Origin of the sequence: Lysobacter antibioticus HS124, from assembly GCF_000336385.2 — a bacterium.
GTDB lineage: Bacteria > Pseudomonadota > Gammaproteobacteria > Xanthomonadales > Xanthomonadaceae > Lysobacter > Lysobacter firmicutimachus.
In genome coordinates this window covers 1-15229 of the sequence record NZ_HG424492.1, presented here as the reverse complement: position 1 = coordinate 15229, position 15229 = coordinate 1, and the positions used below count along the sequence as shown (strand labels likewise).

At 67.7% G+C, this 15229-nt stretch carries 13 protein-coding genes; 3 read left to right on the top strand and 10 right to left on the bottom strand.

Annotated elements, in window-relative coordinates:
* The first annotated feature begins 181 nt into the window (after window positions 1-181).
* Window positions 182-1789: an RNA repair transcriptional activator RtcR gene (gene rtcR, locus TX83_RS10085; RefSeq protein ID WP_064747824.1), complete on the top strand. Its 1608-nt coding sequence runs from the start codon at window positions 182-184 to the stop codon at window positions 1787-1789.
* 79 nt (window positions 1790-1868) lie between these two features.
* Here the strand turns inward: rtcR and TX83_RS10080 are convergent, their stop codons facing one another.
* Window positions 1869-2648 (bottom strand): penicillin-binding transpeptidase domain-containing protein, encoded by a 780-nt coding sequence (locus TX83_RS10080; protein ID WP_064747823.1) that lies wholly within the window; start codon window positions 2646-2648, stop codon window positions 1869-1871.
* Window positions 2649-2873: 225 nt separating this feature from the next.
* Here TX83_RS10080 and TX83_RS10075 point away from each other — a divergent pair, with 225 nt between their 5' ends.
* Window positions 2874-4706, top strand: coding sequence for an ABCB family ABC transporter ATP-binding protein/permease (locus TX83_RS10075; RefSeq protein ID WP_064747822.1), 1833 nt, complete (start codon window positions 2874-2876; stop codon window positions 4704-4706).
* A gap of 5 nt (window positions 4707-4711) precedes the next feature.
* On the opposite strand, the gene TX83_RS10070 is transcribed toward TX83_RS10075, so the two are convergent.
* The 6 genes from TX83_RS10070 to TX83_RS10045 form a co-directional block, all read right to left on the bottom strand.
* Window positions 4712-5242, bottom strand: a complete 531-nt coding sequence (locus TX83_RS10070; RefSeq protein ID WP_064747821.1) for a GNAT family N-acetyltransferase — start codon at window positions 5240-5242, stop codon at window positions 4712-4714.
* An 81-nt stretch (window positions 5243-5323) separates the two neighbouring features.
* Complete coding sequence (locus TX83_RS10065) at window positions 5324-5941, bottom strand: hypothetical protein (RefSeq protein WP_064747820.1); 618 nt, start codon at window positions 5939-5941, stop codon at window positions 5324-5326.
* Window positions 5942-5997: 56 nt separating this feature from the next.
* Window positions 5998-6468 (bottom strand): hypothetical protein, encoded by a 471-nt coding sequence (locus TX83_RS10060; RefSeq protein ID WP_064747819.1) that lies wholly within the window; start codon window positions 6466-6468, stop codon window positions 5998-6000.
* 228 nt (window positions 6469-6696) lie between these two features.
* A complete protein-coding gene (locus tag TX83_RS10055) occupies window positions 6697-7176 on the bottom strand; it encodes a hypothetical protein (RefSeq protein WP_064747818.1) in 480 nt (159 codons plus the stop codon).
* Window positions 7177-7608: 432 nt separating this feature from the next.
* Window positions 7609-8166, bottom strand: coding sequence for a relaxation protein (locus TX83_RS10050; protein WP_428992555.1), 558 nt, complete (start codon window positions 8164-8166; stop codon window positions 7609-7611).
* A 107-nt stretch (window positions 8167-8273) separates the two neighbouring features.
* Window positions 8274-9497, bottom strand: a complete 1224-nt coding sequence (locus TX83_RS10045) for an Insecticial toxin (RefSeq protein WP_186442574.1) — start codon at window positions 9495-9497, stop codon at window positions 8274-8276.
* Between the two features lie 122 nt (window positions 9498-9619).
* On the opposite strand from TX83_RS10045, the gene TX83_RS22740 reads away from it, so the two are divergent.
* Window positions 9620-9853, top strand: coding sequence for a hypothetical protein (locus TX83_RS22740; RefSeq protein ID WP_141233456.1), 234 nt, complete (start codon window positions 9620-9622; stop codon window positions 9851-9853).
* A 157-nt stretch (window positions 9854-10010) separates the two neighbouring features.
* On the opposite strand, the gene TX83_RS10040 is transcribed toward TX83_RS22740, so the two are convergent.
* From TX83_RS10040 to TX83_RS10030, 3 genes are all read right to left on the bottom strand, one after another.
* Window positions 10011-10721 carry an HAD family hydrolase gene (locus TX83_RS10040; protein ID WP_064747816.1) on the bottom strand — a complete coding sequence of 237 codons (711 nt, stop codon included), beginning with the start codon at window positions 10719-10721 and terminating at the stop codon, window positions 10011-10013.
* Window positions 10722-11002: 281 nt separating this feature from the next.
* Complete coding sequence (locus TX83_RS10035; protein WP_141233455.1) at window positions 11003-11386, bottom strand: transposase; 384 nt, start codon at window positions 11384-11386, stop codon at window positions 11003-11005.
* Window positions 11387-12965: 1579 nt separating this feature from the next.
* Window positions 12966-14813 (bottom strand): prealbumin-like fold domain-containing protein, encoded by a 1848-nt coding sequence (locus tag TX83_RS10030; protein WP_064747814.1) that lies wholly within the window; start codon window positions 14811-14813, stop codon window positions 12966-12968.
* Between the last annotated feature and the right edge of the window lie 416 nt (window positions 14814-15229).

The following is a 15229-nucleotide window of genomic DNA, read 5'->3' as shown; positions in this document are numbered from 1 at the left end:
GATGGGGATGCTGCCTGTCCGTACTTGCCCTGTACTAGAGCAATCGCCGTGCCAACCTGCCGACATAAAACACAAGCTGTTGATTAACAACATATTTCATGCAAGACCTATCGATCGATTGGCGTTCTATCCGGCCGCATTCCTATACTTTCAGATACGAACTTATACTTTTGGATAGCCCATGAAACGCCAGGTCGTGGTCGGCATGCTCGGCACCCAACTCGATGCGGGCTCCGGGGCCGGGCGCTGGGAAAAATGGCGGCCTACCGTGGCCCTGGGCATGCACGAGGACCTGTTGCTGGACCGGGTCGAGCTGCTGCTGGACGAACGCCGCTACGGCCGATTGGCCGACTTGGTCGTCGCCGACCTCGGCCTGGTGTCGCCGGAAACCCAGGTCCGCCGGCACGACACCTTCCTCGCCGATCCCTGGGATTTCGAGGGCGTCTACGGCGCGCTGCACGACTTCGTCCGCGCCTACCCCTTCGACACCGAGCGCGAGGACTACTACGTCCATATCACCACCGGCACTCACGTCAGCCAGATTTGCTGGTTCCTGCTGGCCGAAAGCCGGTTGTTCCCGGGCCGGTTGCTGCAGACCGCGCCGCCGCGCAAGCAAAGCGGCCAGACCCCGGGCAGCTACGCGGTGATCGACCTGGACCTGTCGCGTTACGACCGCCTGGCCCAGCGTTTCGCCGAGCAACGCCTGCACGACCGCGAACTGCTCAAGAGCGGTATCGCCACCCGCAACGCCGCTTTCAACCGGATGATCGAGCAGATCGAAACGGTGGCGACGCGCTCGAAGTCGCCGATGCTGCTGATGGGTCCCACCGGCGCCGGCAAGAGCCAGTTGGCCAAGCGGGTGTTCGAGCTGAAAAAGCAGAAGCACCAGTTGCCCGGCCGCTTCGTCGAGGTCAACTGCGCGACGCTGCGCGGCGACGGCGCGATGAGCACGCTGTTCGGCCACATCAAGGGCGCCTACACCGGCGCCTCGGCCGATCGCGCCGGCCTGCTGCGCTCGGCGCATCAGGGCCTGCTGTTCCTGGACGAAATCGGCGAACTGGGCCAGGACGAACAGGCGATGCTGCTGCGCGCGCTGGAGGAGAAGCGCTTCCTGCCGGTCGGCGGCGACAAGGAGGTCGAAAGCGACTTCCAGTTGATCGCCGGCACCAATCGCGATCTGCAACAGGCCGTGCGCGAAGGCCGTTTTCGCGACGACCTGCTGGCGCGGCTGAACTTATGGACCTACCGCCTGCCCGGCCTGGCCGAACGCGCCGAGGACATCGAGCCCAACCTGGAGTTCGAACTGGAGCGGCATTCGCGCGAGCATCGCCACCGGGTCACCTTCAGCCGCGAAGCGCGCGATCGCTACCTGGCGTTCGCGCTCAGCGGCGACGCGCGCTGGAGCGGCAATTTCCGCGACCTCGGCGCCTCGATCATGCGCCTGGCCACGCTGGCCGACGGCGGCCGTATCCGCACCGACCTGGTCGAGGAAGAAATCCAGCGTCTGCGCCGGCAGTGGCACGACGGCGAGCAGGGCCCGGGACCGGGCGGACCGTCGCTGCTGCAAGACCTGCTCGGCGCGCAGGCCGCGGAGCTGGACCGCTTCGACCGGGTCCAGCTCGAGGACGTACTGCGGGTCTGCCGCGGCGCGGCCTCGCTGTCGCAGGCCGGACGCGAACTGTTCGCGGTCTCGCGCGCGCAACGGGCCAGCACCAACGACGCCGACCGGCTGCGCAAGTACCTGGCGCGCTTCGGCCTGGATTGGGAACGGGTGCGCCGCCGCGACTGACGTCGGCGCGCACCCTCTAGATCCGCCGGCTTCGGAGCCGACCCGCCGAGCGGCCGGCCCGCCCCGCAACCGGCACGGCTCAGAACACCCGCGCCTCGCGCAGCTCGTGGTTGGCCAGCACAGCGGCGGCGTTCTCCGGCAGGGTGCGCGGCCCGGTCACGCAGCTGACGAACACCATCTGGCGGGTGCCGCGCTTGATATGACCGACCAGCCAGCGCACCGCTTCTTTCTTCTCCTGCATCACCACCGAACCGCTCTTGGCCGAGACGATCAGATCGTGCCGCCACGGCATCGGCCCGAACGGCGCCGCGCCGAACGAGCCGACCACCACGCCGGCAGGCTGGCGCAGCGCCGAACGCACTTCGGCCATGGCCTGGCGGTCGACCGGCAGTTCGCTGCGGAACAGCCGCTGCAGGAAGCCCAGTTGCTCGTTCGGCGAAATCTTCAGCGCGCCGTCGTTCCAGAACGCGCCCGCGCCGCGGCCGACGTCGGCGTTGCCGTAGCCGAAACGATTGAGGTACTCGCGCTCGCGGGTCGGGCCGAGGCGGCCGGCGATGCCGATGAAATAACCGTCGGCCGAATAGCGCAGCAGGCTTTCCACGCCCGGATCGTTGCCGCTCGCGGTCGCCTTCATCAGGCCGGCATCGAGCGCGGCCAGGGCATGGGGAATGTCGAACGTCGCGGCCGGGCTGACCTGACGCTGGCAGGCCTGGGTCGGCGGACGGCCGATGTTGCCGGCGCTGAGATCGTAGAGCAGGAAGCAGGACTGGGTCCGCGGCTCGGCATCGGCGGCCCGCGCCTGCGGCGCGGAGGCGAATGCGGAAACGGCCAATACGGCGGCGGCGGCGACGGCTCTCATGCCTGCGAAGCTCCTTGCTGGACGGCGGGATTGAACGGCGGGCTGGAACGCTGGGGCTGAGGCGCCGCGGCCCCGGACCACGGCGCGAACGGCTGCCCCGGCGTCGCCGCGGGGCCCAAGAATGGCATGTCCGCCGGCCGCATTCGACCCCGGCGGCGTCCGCGCTTGACCTCGAGCACAGTCGAGGTCCTATGCTGCGCCCTTCCCTCGCCGCCGCAGGACCGCATGGCCGCCGTTCCTCCCGTTCCGGACCCTCTTGCCGATACCGACGGCGCCGCGCCGGTCGATCGCGCTGCCGGCCGCCGCGGCGAATGGTCGGTGATCGCCTCGCTGCTGCCCTATCTGCGCCCCTATGTCGGCCGCATCGTGATCGCCCTGGCGATGGTGGTCGCGGCCAAGCTGCTGAATCTGTACGTGCCGATGGCGCTGAAGCAGCTGATCGACCGGCTCAACATCCAGCCTACTCCGCTGCTGCTGCCGGTCGGCCTGCTGTTGGCCTACGGCGCGGCGCGGGTCGGCGTCACCGTGTTCACCGAACTGCGCCAGGTGGTGTTCGCGCGGGTGATGGCGCGCAGCTCGCGCCAGGTGACCTTGCAGGTATTCCGCCATCTGCACGGGCTCAGCCTCAAGTTCCACCTCGCCCGCCGCACCGGCGGCGTCGCCCGCGACGTCGAACGCGGCGGCAGTGCGATCGGCGACCTGCTCGACTGGACCATCTACACCATCATCCCGGTGCTGTTCGAGATCGTGATGGTCACGGCGGTGCTGGTGTGGATCTACGATTGGCGCTTCGCCGCGATCGCGCTCGGCACCCTGGCCGCCTACGCCGCCTGGACCTTTTCGGTGACCGAGTGGCGCACCCGCTACTACCGCGCCTCGGTCGAGGCCGACACCCGCGCCAACGAGCGCGCGGTCGATTCGCTGCTGAACTACGAGACGGTCAAGTACTTCAACAACGAGCAGCACGAAGCGCTGCGCTACGACGACAACCTGCGCCACCTGGAGAACTCCCAGGTCATGGCGATCAAGACCCTGGCCGTGCTCAACCTCGGCCAGAGCCTGGTGGTCGCGCTCGGCGTCACCGCGATGATGTGGCTGGCCGCGCGCGGCGTGGTCGCCGGCGAAATGACCGTCGGCGACCTGGTGCTGGTCAACGCCTATCTGCTGCAGTTGTCGGCGCCGCTGTTCATGCTCGGCATGATGTACCGCGAGGTGAAGCAGGCGCTGACCAACATGGAGCGGCTGTTCGACCTGCTCGACGAGCGCCAGGACGTGCGCGACGCTCCCGATGCGCAGGTGCTGGACGCGCGCCGGCCGACGGTGAGTTTCCGCGGCGTGCGCTTCGGCTACGACCCGCGGCGCGAAATCCTGCAAGGCATCGACTTCGACATCCCGGCCGGCGCCACCGTGGCCGTGGTCGGCCATTCCGGCTCGGGCAAATCGACCCTGGCGCGGCTGCTGTACCGCTTCTATGACGTCGACGCCGGCGCGATCGAGATCGACGGCCGCGACCTGCGCCAGCTGACCCAGTCTTCGCTGCGCGGCTCGATCGCGATCGTTCCGCAGGACACGGTGCTGTTCAACGACACCATCGGCTACAACATCCGCTACGGCCGGCCCGAGGCCAGCGACGCCGAGGTCGAGGCCGCGGCGCGCTCGGCGCACATCCACGACTTCATCGTCCACCAGCCCGACGGCTACGACACCCCGGTCGGCGAGCGCGGGCTCAAGCTGTCCGGCGGCGAGAAGCAACGCGTGGCGATCGCCCGCGCCCTGCTCAAGAACCCCTCGATCCTGATCTTCGACGAAGCCACCTCGGCCCTGGATTCCAAATCCGAACGCGCGATCCAGGCCGAACTGGACCGGCTCGCGGTCGGCCGCACCACCCTGGTCATCGCCCACCGCCTGTCGACGGTGATGGACGCCGACCAGATCCTGGTCATGGACGCCGGCCGCATCATCGAACGCGGCAGCCATGCGCAATTGCTCGCGCTCGGCGGCGTCTATGCGCAGATGTGGGAACTGCAGCAGCGCCAGGCCGACGTCGCGCCGGCCTGATCCCTCTAATCGCCCGCGGCGTCCGCTTCCCAGACCATGTACACGTCGGCGCGCCGGTAGTGCGAGCCCGGCCGCGGCGCCGGGCGGTGGCGGAAGCCGACGCTTTCGTACAGGCGCAGCGCCGGGCCGAGCTTGGAGCTGGACTCCAGGAACAGTTCGCGCCCGCCCATGTCGTGGAAGGCGGCGATCGCGCCTGCGATCAGCTGCCGACCGATGCCACCGCCGCGCAGCGCCGGCTTCACCGCCATCTTGGTCAGTTCGACCAGACCATCGTCGTAGCGCTTCAGCGCCACGGTGCCGAGCACTCGGTCGCTGTCGTCGACCGCGAACAGGATCCGACCACCGTCGGCGAGCAGATGGGTTTCCGGGTCGCCGAGCACTTCGCGGTCGATCGGTTCGACCGAGAACCAGCGCTGCAGCCATTCGATGTTGAGGCGGGCGAAATCCTCGCGCCAGCGCGGCTCGAAGCCGACCACGCGGACATTGCCGGCGATCGAGAGCGGCGCCGGGCCGGGCCCGGGCGATGCGTCGTTCATGACCGCATCATAGACCGGGCGCGAACCGCCCGGCCGCTGCGCAGGAGACCACCGCGCATCCCGCCTGCGCGGTCGGCGGTGTCAGGAGCGGCGCTCGTTCTTGGCCGGCGCCTTGGCGCCCTTGGCGGCCGGCTTGCCCGGGTCTTTGGCTTTGTCTCGGCCCTTGCCCGTCGCCGCGGGCGGCGGGTAATCGCGATACGGCCGATTCGGGTAGTCGCGGCGCAGTTCGCGGTCGATGGTGATCGGCCGGCCCCAGCGGTCGTAGGTCGGCACGAAGCCGCGCTTGAGCCGATGGAACTCGGCCGAACCCGGCTTGATGCCCAGCCGCTGCGCCACTGCGCCCCAGCCTTGGGCGTGGTCGCGGTTCCATTCGTCGACCACGTAGCGACAGGGTCGGCCCAACACTTGCGCCAAGGCGCAGGCGTAATAGACGTCGCCCGGCGTCCAACCGCGATTGCCTAGCAAGTCGCCGACCAGTTCGCGCGGCGCGCCGTAGTAGCGCACCATCTCGTCGACGAAGGGCTCGCGATAGCGGGCGCCGTAGCGGTTGATGTCGCCGAGCCAGGCATCGACCCAGACGTCGCCGCTGCGCGGGCTCCAGCCGCTGTCGGCTGGCTGCGCGGGCAAGGGGCCGGCGCCGATCAGCGCGGCGACCGACGCGGCGAGCGCGAAGAAACGGCGTTTGAAAGCGTGGTTCATGGCGGACCTCCCGAGGTCTTGCGCCGGTCCCGCCCGCGCCCGCCGGGCGCGGCGGTTCAGCGCGAAATCGTGAATTTGCCGAAGGCGACGCCGACGTCCCAGCCCTGGCCGGTGCCGGCCAGGGCCAGCGAAACCTCGCCCTTGGTCATGACCTGGGCCTTGCTCGAACGCACCGCGCCGGCATGCGCTTCGGCGCTGGCGTAGCTGCCCAGGGTCTCGCTGATGTTGCGCACGCCGGAGAACTCGCCGGTGCCGTTGACGATGCGCGACTTGCCGAAGCTCAGCCCGCCGCCCTTGGCGTTGATCTTCACCGCCATGCTCTGGCCGTTGCTGCAGGTGATGGTGCCGTTGCCGGAGGCGGTCTTGTAGAACACCGACCAGCCGGCCATGTTGAACTTGAGCTTGCAATCGACCGAGCCGCCTGCGCTGGCGGCGCCCGGCAAGGCGGTCGCGGCCAGCGCCAGCGCCGCGGCCAGGCCCAGGCGGTGACGGAGGTTAACCGAACGACGATGGTTGGAATGCGGCATGGCGGGCCTCGCGGAAGTGGACGACCGTCGGTGGACGGCTCGAAGTGGACAGCTCGGGATGGAACGCGGCCGGCAGCGGCTCCGGGACGGCAGCGTCGCGGCGACGGACCGCGAGCGGCAGGCTAGCACCCGCCGGCGCCGGCGGTCGGCTCGCGCCGTGGGGCGGCCGCGACTCAAGCGGCGACGGCGCCCGAGGGCGCCGTCGCGAGAGGCCGGACGACGACGGACTCAGTCGTCGTCGCGATCGCGCCAGCGGCGGCCGTCGTAACGGTAGTCGCGGCCGTACCGGTCGTGGCGATCGTGGCGGTGATAACGGTCGTCGTAACGGCTATAGCGCCCATCGTAACGGCGGTCGTAACGCGGGTCGTAGTAAGTGGTCCGGCACTTGCCGTTGTGCTTGCAATCGCGGTTGTAGTAGCCGTGGGCGACGCCGTACGGCGGGCCCGGACGATAGCGATAGTCGGCGTAACGCGGCACGTTGCGGTAGTACGTCGGACGGCCGTAGCGGTCGCGGACCACGATCAGGCGGTCGTTGTAGCCGAAATTGCCGTAACGGTAGTACGGGGTGTTGTTGCGGACGATGACGTCGGCGATGTCGACGATCACTCGGGCGAGGTCGTCGGCGCGGGCCGGCGCCGGCGCCATGGCGACTGCGCCGAAACCGGCGGCGAGTACGAACGGTGCAAGCCAGCGGGACAGGACGGTCATGGCAGTCTCCTCATTCGGGGGACCTGCTCTGCGGCAGGTACGGTGCGAATGTGCCTTCGCCACGGTGAACCGGCTTGGAACAATTCCGGGGTCGCCATCGGCCGCTCAGTCGCGGTTGGGACGGGCGCCCCGCAAGGCCTGCAACCGCCTCCCGCCGCCGCTCCAGGCAGGCGCCCGGCCCGCCGGTCGCCCACGAAGCATTCAGGCATGCGATTCGAAACCCGCAGGGGCTGGCGGACCGTCGAACCCCGTCCGCACGCACCGCAACGCGAACGCAATGCCGGCCTCGTCGCCGGCTACACGGTGCCCCATCCCCCGGCGCGACGGTGCCGAAAGCCCCGCCCCCGCCAACCGCGCCCTCGAAACGGCCGGCGGGGGCCGCGGGCGCGAGCGCGACACGCCCTGCTCCGCCCGCCCCACGCCAGGCACGGTTCAGCGCCGCGGCCGCACCGGACGGTATTGCTTGTCCTCACCGTAGGCCCGCCCCTTGAGATCGACGTTCGCGCACAGCCGTCCATCGCACAGAGACACGTCGGCCCGGTTATAGGCGCGCAGCAGGTCTGCCCCGACCCGCTGACGTTCGATATCGGCCCGGTAGCGCGACGACAACCAGCCGCCGCCGGCCAGCAACAACAGCAGGCTGCCGAACGCCACGGCGACCACTTTCCAGACCAACTGCCGGTGCAGCCACTGCAAGCGGGCGATTTGCGCCGCCAGCCCTTGGGAACCCTCCTGCAGCAGCGTTCCGGCCTTGCGCAAGCGATGTTCGTAAGCCGCCACCGGTTGCGACAGGCCGTCCTCGACCTTGCCGGTCACGGCCCCGGACAGATCGCGCAAGCTCTCGTCCGCCGCCTGGCAAACCGCCCACACCGCGCGCTGCGACAGCTGCTGCAACTGCTCGCACAGCGTGCGTTGATGCGCCTCGATTTCTTCGCAACGGCGCTCGAACTGCTCCATCAGGATCGCGGTCCTGCCGATCAGCGCGGTCAACTCGTCTTGCTGCATCACGGCGTTTTCCGACGGCGGTTCCGCATTTGCCCGATCCCGGCTCCGATCCGGACCCGGCACCCCATCGGCGCCGGATCGCGGATGCCCGCTCAACGCACGCGCGGCTGGCTCGGGCCCGGCAGCGCCTGTTCGACGGGCTGCGGTTGCGCCGTCGCTTGAGTCCGCGACGGCTCCTGGCGGTCGACCGACGCCGCCGCCTCGTTGCGCAGCTCGCGCCCCGGCGCCGCTGCGGCGGCCTGCTGGGTTGCCTGCCGGAACGCTTCGCGGTCGCCGCCCTGCGCGGCCGTCAGCATACGGTCGAGCACCGCGGAAGGCTCGTTGCCGGCCGGCTTCGGTGCGGCGGGAACGGGCGGTTTCGCGGGCGTTTCGTCGCGCCGGCCGTACTTCACCATGCCCGGCTTGTCCGCATCGGCGAAGGTCCTGACGCCGTCGGGATTCCAGGTTTCCTTGATCTGCGCGCCGACGCTCCGGTAGTAACCGGCCAGCTGGTTCGAGTCGTTGATGATCGACCATTTGCCGCGGTCCACCATCGCCACCGGAAACTCGCCGGGCCTGGCGACCACGCCGAGGAAGCCGCCGTCGCGCTTCACCACTCCCGCTTCGCGGTCGAGCATATAGCTGGAGAAGTTCACTTGCGGGCCGTGGCGGATCACGTTGTGTTCGGTATCCGCGACCGGGCGCCGGGGGTCGACATCGGCGACCGCCTGGTTGATTCCCTTGCGGATCGCAAGTTCCTCCTTGGAATCGACCAACGGCGTATGCGGCCGACCGGCACCGCGGAACGTCAGCATGTCGTGCATGTCGTAGTCGCCGGTGAACGGCAACGCCTTCCAGCCCGGGTTCTGCTTGAGCGGGGCCAGCGATTCGTCCAGCCGGTTCATGTCGATGGGGTAGATATTCCCCTGGACCTTGTCGCCCAAGCCGTGGCCGCTGCTGAGATAGATGCCTTTCAGCTCTCCGCTGGCCTTGTCCCAATGGCCGACGTAACCCTCGATGCCGGCCTCGCGCACCTTTTGCAGCATCTCCGCGGCGTTGTTCGGATAGGCCTTGGCGAGCGACGACTGCTTGATGGTTTTCTCGAGAATGTCGTGCCCCTTGGCCGCCGCGCCTTCTTCGAGAGCGGCCAACGTGGCGGCGCCCGCCGCTCTGAAACTGACCGCGAACTTGCCTTTGACCGAAGCCTCTTCGATCGCAAGCCGGTGCTGCGGCGTCACGAATTCGCTTTCGACCTTGTCGATGACATCCCCATTGCTCTTGCCGCCGGCGTTCTTACCCATGTAACTCTCCTGTTCGAATTGCGGCTTTCCGCCCAAGACTGTTTGTCCTGCGACCGCCGGGCCGTCGCCCTGGGCTGCGCGTAAGTGTTGGGCCCTCGGCGGCTCGTCCGCCTGCCGATATGCATTAAAGGCCGTTGCGCCGGATGTGGGCACGGGGAATGTTCTTAGTCGCCGCCGCCGACCGCGCGCACGATGCGGTCGCGCGGCGTTTTTCGAGGCGGATCGCGCACGCGAACGATGCTCCGCGCATCGTCGGCGGCGCGAAATTCGGCACAGTTTCGGCGTCGAACCGGACGACGACGCCCGCCTTGCGCGACGCGAATGCAGCACACAACACGGCGCATCCGCATGTCGCCATCGCCGGGCGACGTCCGCGACAGGCGGACCGATAAGGTCGGACGCTGCTGGAGAAAATCGCGACCGCAGCCGCGATTCAGGCCGGTGCGCTGGACCCGATCCGGTCGAAAACGCTCGCGCGCCCGTCGTTCGCCCGGTCGAGTGCTCGCCGGCGATCGCAGCCGGCGTCCATCCGGCCGGAGGCGAGCGGCCTCAAGCCCCGCGATCGAAGCGCGCGATCGCTTCGGCGATCGCTGCGGCGCCGCTGACCGTCTGCAGGCGCGGATGCTCGCCGCTCATGCCGTGTTCCATCTCGTGCGCCCAGGTCACGTGGTAGGGCATGTGCACGCCCCAACCGCCGAGGGCGACGACCGGCTCGATGTCCGAGCGCAGCGAGTTGCCGACCATCGCGAACCCTTGCGGGGCGACGCCGAACTCGGCCAAGACCCGCGAATAGCTCGCCTCGTCCTTCTCCGACACGATCTCGATGCGGTGGAACAGGTCGGCCAGGCCGCTGAGTGCGACCTTCTTCTCCTGATGGAACAAGTCGCCCTTGGTGATCAGCACGATGCGGTGCTCGCGCGCCACCGCCTCCACCGCCTCGCGGATGCCGGGCAGCAACTCGACCGGATGATCGAGCAGGTCCTTGGCCAGAGCCACGATACGGTGGATGTCGGCCGCGCTGATCCGCGACTGGGTGATGTCGATCGCCGCCTCGATCATCGACAAGGCCATGCCTTTGACGCCGTAGCCGAACAAAGCGAGATTGTTGCGCTCCACCGCGTACAGGCGCTGGCGGATGGCGGCGTTGCCGATGTCGACCCAGGCCGAGAGGATGCGTTCGAACTCGACCGCCGCCTCCTGGTAGTACCCCTCGCTGTGCCAAAGCGTGTCGTCGCCGTCGAAGCCCACCAGTTGCAACATAGTCCCGCCCTGATCGAAGGCGGTCGGCCAGCGCCCGCCGGAAGAGGACCCGCCGCCTACCGCGGATCGGATCGCAAAGCGGCGATTATCGCCCAGCCCTGCCCCGACCGCCTGTGCGGCCCTGGGTGGATGGCGCGGGCGGCCGGACGGCCGAACCGGGCGAAGCAGGCGGGCCCGCGCCCGAACGGCCGCCGGAACGCCGCCACCCCGTACGGACAGCGCTCCAGTCGGGGCCGGCCAGGCCGCACCGCGGACCCGCCCGCATAACGCGCAACGCCGGTTCAGTCCTCGCCGTCGAGGCGAAAATCGTTGCGCCGGCCGAGCTTCTGATGTCGCTCGACCTGGGTTTTCACGTAACGCGAAATCATCGTCGACAGCTCGCTGTCCTGACCCAGCGCGCCGATCACGGCCTGCCACATGCCGCGATAGATCCAACGATTGCTGCGTACGTAGTTCTTGCGCCAGGGACCGTAAACGGCCTGCGGCAACTCGGTCCAGAACCGGCCGGTCGCCATTACCCACAACGCGGCTTCGACGAAACGCCGCGCGTCCTCGGTGTCGGTATTGCGGGTATAGACCGTACGCGGCAGCACGGCTTCGATCGCCGCCCACTGCTTTGCGTCCAGCCGGGTGTAGATGGATTCTTCGTGTTCGTCGGGAATCATCGCGGCGATCTCCGTTTGATCCACGACATCGTCAACATGATCGTTATAAGGATGGATAGTGCACACGGCGTTCTACTTATATTTCGAGGTCTTATGGGGGAATCCGGCCGCGCAGCGGCGGGCGATATCCCGCACGCGATACGGATCGGACGACTGGACGCAGTGCATGACCTCCCTGGAATCGGACTGCTTCGATTCGGGCAGCGGCCGACTTCGGTCGGCGACATTCGCGATGGCCGGCACCTCCAGGGCCGGCATGGACGTACGGGCTGCGCCCGCCTTCCGTGGCGCTTTTTCAGTTGAGCCTGCCGGCACCGACGTGTATGGGAGATTCCTTCCCCCGTGTCGCGGCCGGACCCACTGATCCGTTTTCCTCACGGCGTCCAGCGACGGCTTCGGCGACAGGGGGCTCCCCCCGATTCCGCCCACTGCGCTCGTTCGAATCGACCATCGAATCGACGAAGCCTCGCTGCCCGTACCCTCGCCGGAGCGCGCTCCGGTACGCAACGCAGAATTGAACGAACTTCCGATTGCGAGTGAGAAATCGAAACCAAGCCGCGAAAGCCTGCGTTCTGCCGGAGGCGATTCGAAATGAAAAATTGATATGTGCATCGACATGCGCATGTTCACAAGTATTTGACGCCGCTGTCTTTCACAAGGCAAAGCGACACCGTGAATACGGCATCCGGCAGGACGCACGTACTCTTAGGGGATTGACAACGATTACCAGACGCTACCGTTCTTTATCGGCAAACGGGTAGGAACATTCGTCCACACGCCGTCGTCGTTTTTTTCGCGCGCGAATCCAGCTCGATTCGAGGTTGCGACTCGCGTGGCCGATGCGCGAACCGAGGCTCGACACAGACCGGCGCGAATCCTCTCGGACACGCCGCTCGCGCAGCCGAAAGTAACGCAGACCAAGCATCGAGCCCGCCGAATCAAAAGCGAACCCGATCGCACTGTCGCCGTGAAAGAACGAACCGATGCCACGGTTCGCGCTGCTCCACACACGGCCGACGCCACGCACCGGCGCGCTCACGCCACGGCTGCGGGCGCAGACGCGAAGCGATGAGATCGACGATGGAAGCATTGGACGCATCACGTTTTGCAGATTGTGCTGATATCCATATCACTGCAAATTTTGTGCCAACCGTCACAAGATAGAAGCAGCCCCAGTCATAAATCCGACACAGACCGGTGAAACGTTTACATCGCCGATTGCCGCGTGCGGCGGTGGGAAAAACGTCGTTTTTCGATGGCCGAACGGCATCGGAACTTAATCTTCTGAACGCTGTCGGTCGCTAATTGACCGTGCACGTCAGTATTTTGAAGCCGGCCCGCCATCGCCGCCGCCGCAATCGCGGCGACGACAGCCGAACCTGCGCGCGTATCGTTCGATAATGGTCTTGCAGGACCCGGCGACTGCCACGCCGGGCCCTGCAAGAAGTAGACGAATGTGCCATCACATCGCGAAACGCTTCTGACGTAACCACCGCTGCGATGGTCGTCGCGGATGAAGCCGGCAGTGTGTCGCGACGGAATACGGGTCGGCCCCGAGGGCCAACGGTTGCGCCCGGCTTCAGTTGACGCTGCAGCTCAGCGTCACCGTCACCGACGCGCCGTTCGCCAGGGCGCCCAGCGCCACGCCGCTTTCCAACTGGGCCAAGGTCAATCCCGCCGGACAGGCGGTACCGGTGCAGACCGGCGGCGCGGTGCAGCTCAAGCCGCTGCGATTGCCGGCCGGATCGCTGAGCACCGCGCCGTTCACCGTATCGGGCCCGTTGTTGGTCACCACGATGGTGTAGGTCGTCGCCGCGCCACGATTGAGCGTGTCGTTGCTCTGATCGGACGGCCCCGATACCGGCGTATTGGTCTTGGTGATCGCCAGATCGGCCAAGGGCGTGCGGGTATTGCTGAAGGTGCAGGTGAGATCGTCGCCGGCCACTGCGGTGAGATTGAAACTGGCGCCGCTGCCGCTCGGGGCCTGGCCACCGGCCAGGGCGTTGCTGCAGCTGTAGGCGCTGGCGTAGTTGGCGAGGTTGGCGCCGGCCGCGCCGGCCTCGGACAGGGTGTAGGCCGCGCCGATGCTGCCGTTGAGCAGCGCTTCGCCGCTGGCGGTGGTGCCGCTGCCGGTGGTGGTGGCGCTGACCGGTCCGCCGGTGCCGGCGATATCCAGTTGGAACTGATCCGCGGCGACGAACCGTCCCAGCGGCAGCGCCTTGCGCAGGCGCAGGATCGGCTGCTTCTGGAACACCAACGGCCCGCTGGTGGTGTCGTTGGCAGTGTTGTAATCGTTGTTGGTCGCATCTGCGTCGCCATCGGGCACGCTGCGGCCCAACGCGGCATTGGCGGTGTAAGCGCCGCTGAGCGTGGGCGAATTGACCGTCACCGGAATGGTGAAGCCGATCGTGCCGCCGTTGCCGCCGGGCGCGGCCGAGCCGGTCAGCGGGGTCGGGTTGAGCGCGCAGGTCACGACCGTGTTGGCGCCGTTGGCAGTGCAGTTGGCCGGCAGCGCACCGGCCGTCCAGCCTGCCGGCAGGGTCGCGACCACGGTGAAGCCATCGTCGCCATCGGTGGCGCCGGGCCCGACGTTGGTCGCGGTCAGCACGATGTTCTGCAACTGGCCGTAGTTGCTGTAGGCCGGCGTCGGCGTGGTCAGCGCGACCGCGATGTCGGGCAGGCCGGTCACCACCAGCGGGCAGGCCAGGTCCTGTTCGTCGGTGCGGGTGGCGTTGGTGCAGGGAGTGGTCACCGCATAGGTGTTGGCGGCGATGCCGGCCGGCGCGATCGGGGTGGCCGAATAGCCGGCGCCGGGGATCACGTAGAGCTCGTTCGCGCCTTCGAACTGCGTGAGGTCGTTGACCCCCGCCGGCCGCGGCGTGCGTACCGCCATGTTGCCGCTGGTGTGGGTCAGCTGCGCGTTCCAGCCGGCGCCGCCGAGGGCCGTGCTCCAGGCGAAATCGACGAAGTTCAGCGCAGCGGAAAAGCGCGCCTGGATGAACTGCCCGCAACGCTGCTGGACACCGTCGATGCCCTCGCCGCCCAAACGCCCCAAATAGCCGACTTTCACGGTATCGATGGTATCGGCGCAGAACGGGCCGCGAAGCGTATGCACCGCGTAGGCCTCGTTGTTGCCGATGAGTTGCGTCGCGGAGGCGGTGCCGGAGCGCTTGACCCAATCGTTGGCGTCCAAGACCAGGGCATAGCACACGTGGGTGACGGAACTGGTCCAGGTTCCTTGGGCGAGGTAATCTCGATCGTAACCGCCGCCCCGACCGACGACCTGGTTCGCGGCGCAGGTGTTCTGCAACGTGACGTCTCGTTGGTCGTAGGTCGGGAAATCGGTAAACGTGGCGTCGTTGGCGACCGTGACGCTCACGCCGTCGGTGCTGATGCTCCCGCAGCGCAGATCGTAGTCGACGGTCATGCCATCGGCGGAATTCGCCGGCCCTATCGCCCGGTCCGTATGGCGGCCGCCGACAACGACGGTATTCGCGGCGCAGTCCCGATTGGCCGTGTTGGGGTGCGCGGACCCGATCAAACCGGGAGCTGTCGCCACATTTCCGATGCCGATGCCCTGTTGGGCCGCAACGCCGCCGCTCGCCAGTCCAAGGCCGACGCAGACCACCACACGGGCGCGAATTCTCATGCCACCGTCTCCAAGTATCTCTGAGTCGCCGACCGCAGGACCGCCGGTCGCGACAAGTTCATCGCGACCGACGGCCCCTTGGCTCACGCGTCGGAGACCGCATCGTTTCGCGGCAATCGGCGCTATCAGTACGTCCCCACCAGGTTCAAGAACCAGCCCTTGTGGTCGTAGTCGAAGTTGGTCAGGTCGTCGCT

Excerpts from the sequence above, each read along its gene's own strand:
- rtcR (WP_064747824.1), top strand. The coding sequence starts at position 182 with ATGAAACGCCAGGTCGTGGTCGGCATGCTCGGCACCCAACTCGATGCG.
- TX83_RS10080 (WP_064747823.1), bottom strand. The coding sequence starts at position 2,648 with ATGAGAGCCGTCGCCGCCGCCGCCGTATTGGCCGTTTCCGCATTCGCC.
- TX83_RS10075 (WP_064747822.1), top strand. The coding sequence starts at position 2,874 with ATGGCCGCCGTTCCTCCCGTTCCGGACCCTCTTGCCGATACCGACGGC.
- TX83_RS10070 (WP_064747821.1), bottom strand. The coding sequence starts at position 5,242 with ATGAACGACGCATCGCCCGGGCCCGGCCCGGCGCCGCTCTCGATCGCC.
- TX83_RS10065 (WP_064747820.1), bottom strand. The coding sequence starts at position 5,941 with ATGAACCACGCTTTCAAACGCCGTTTCTTCGCGCTCGCCGCGTCGGTC.
- TX83_RS10060 (WP_064747819.1), bottom strand. The coding sequence starts at position 6,468 with ATGCCGCATTCCAACCATCGTCGTTCGGTTAACCTCCGTCACCGCCTG.
- TX83_RS10055 (WP_064747818.1), bottom strand. The coding sequence starts at position 7,176 with ATGACCGTCCTGTCCCGCTGGCTTGCACCGTTCGTACTCGCCGCCGGT.
- TX83_RS22740 (WP_141233456.1), top strand. The coding sequence starts at position 9,620 with ATGTTCTTAGTCGCCGCCGCCGACCGCGCGCACGATGCGGTCGCGCGG.
- TX83_RS10040 (WP_064747816.1), bottom strand. The coding sequence starts at position 10,721 with ATGTTGCAACTGGTGGGCTTCGACGGCGACGACACGCTTTGGCACAGC.
- TX83_RS10035 (WP_141233455.1), bottom strand. The coding sequence starts at position 11,386 with ATGATTCCCGACGAACACGAAGAATCCATCTACACCCGGCTGGACGCA.
- TX83_RS10030 (WP_064747814.1), bottom strand. The coding sequence starts at position 14,813 with ATGACCGTCGACTACGATCTGCGCTGCGGGAGCATCAGCACCGACGGC.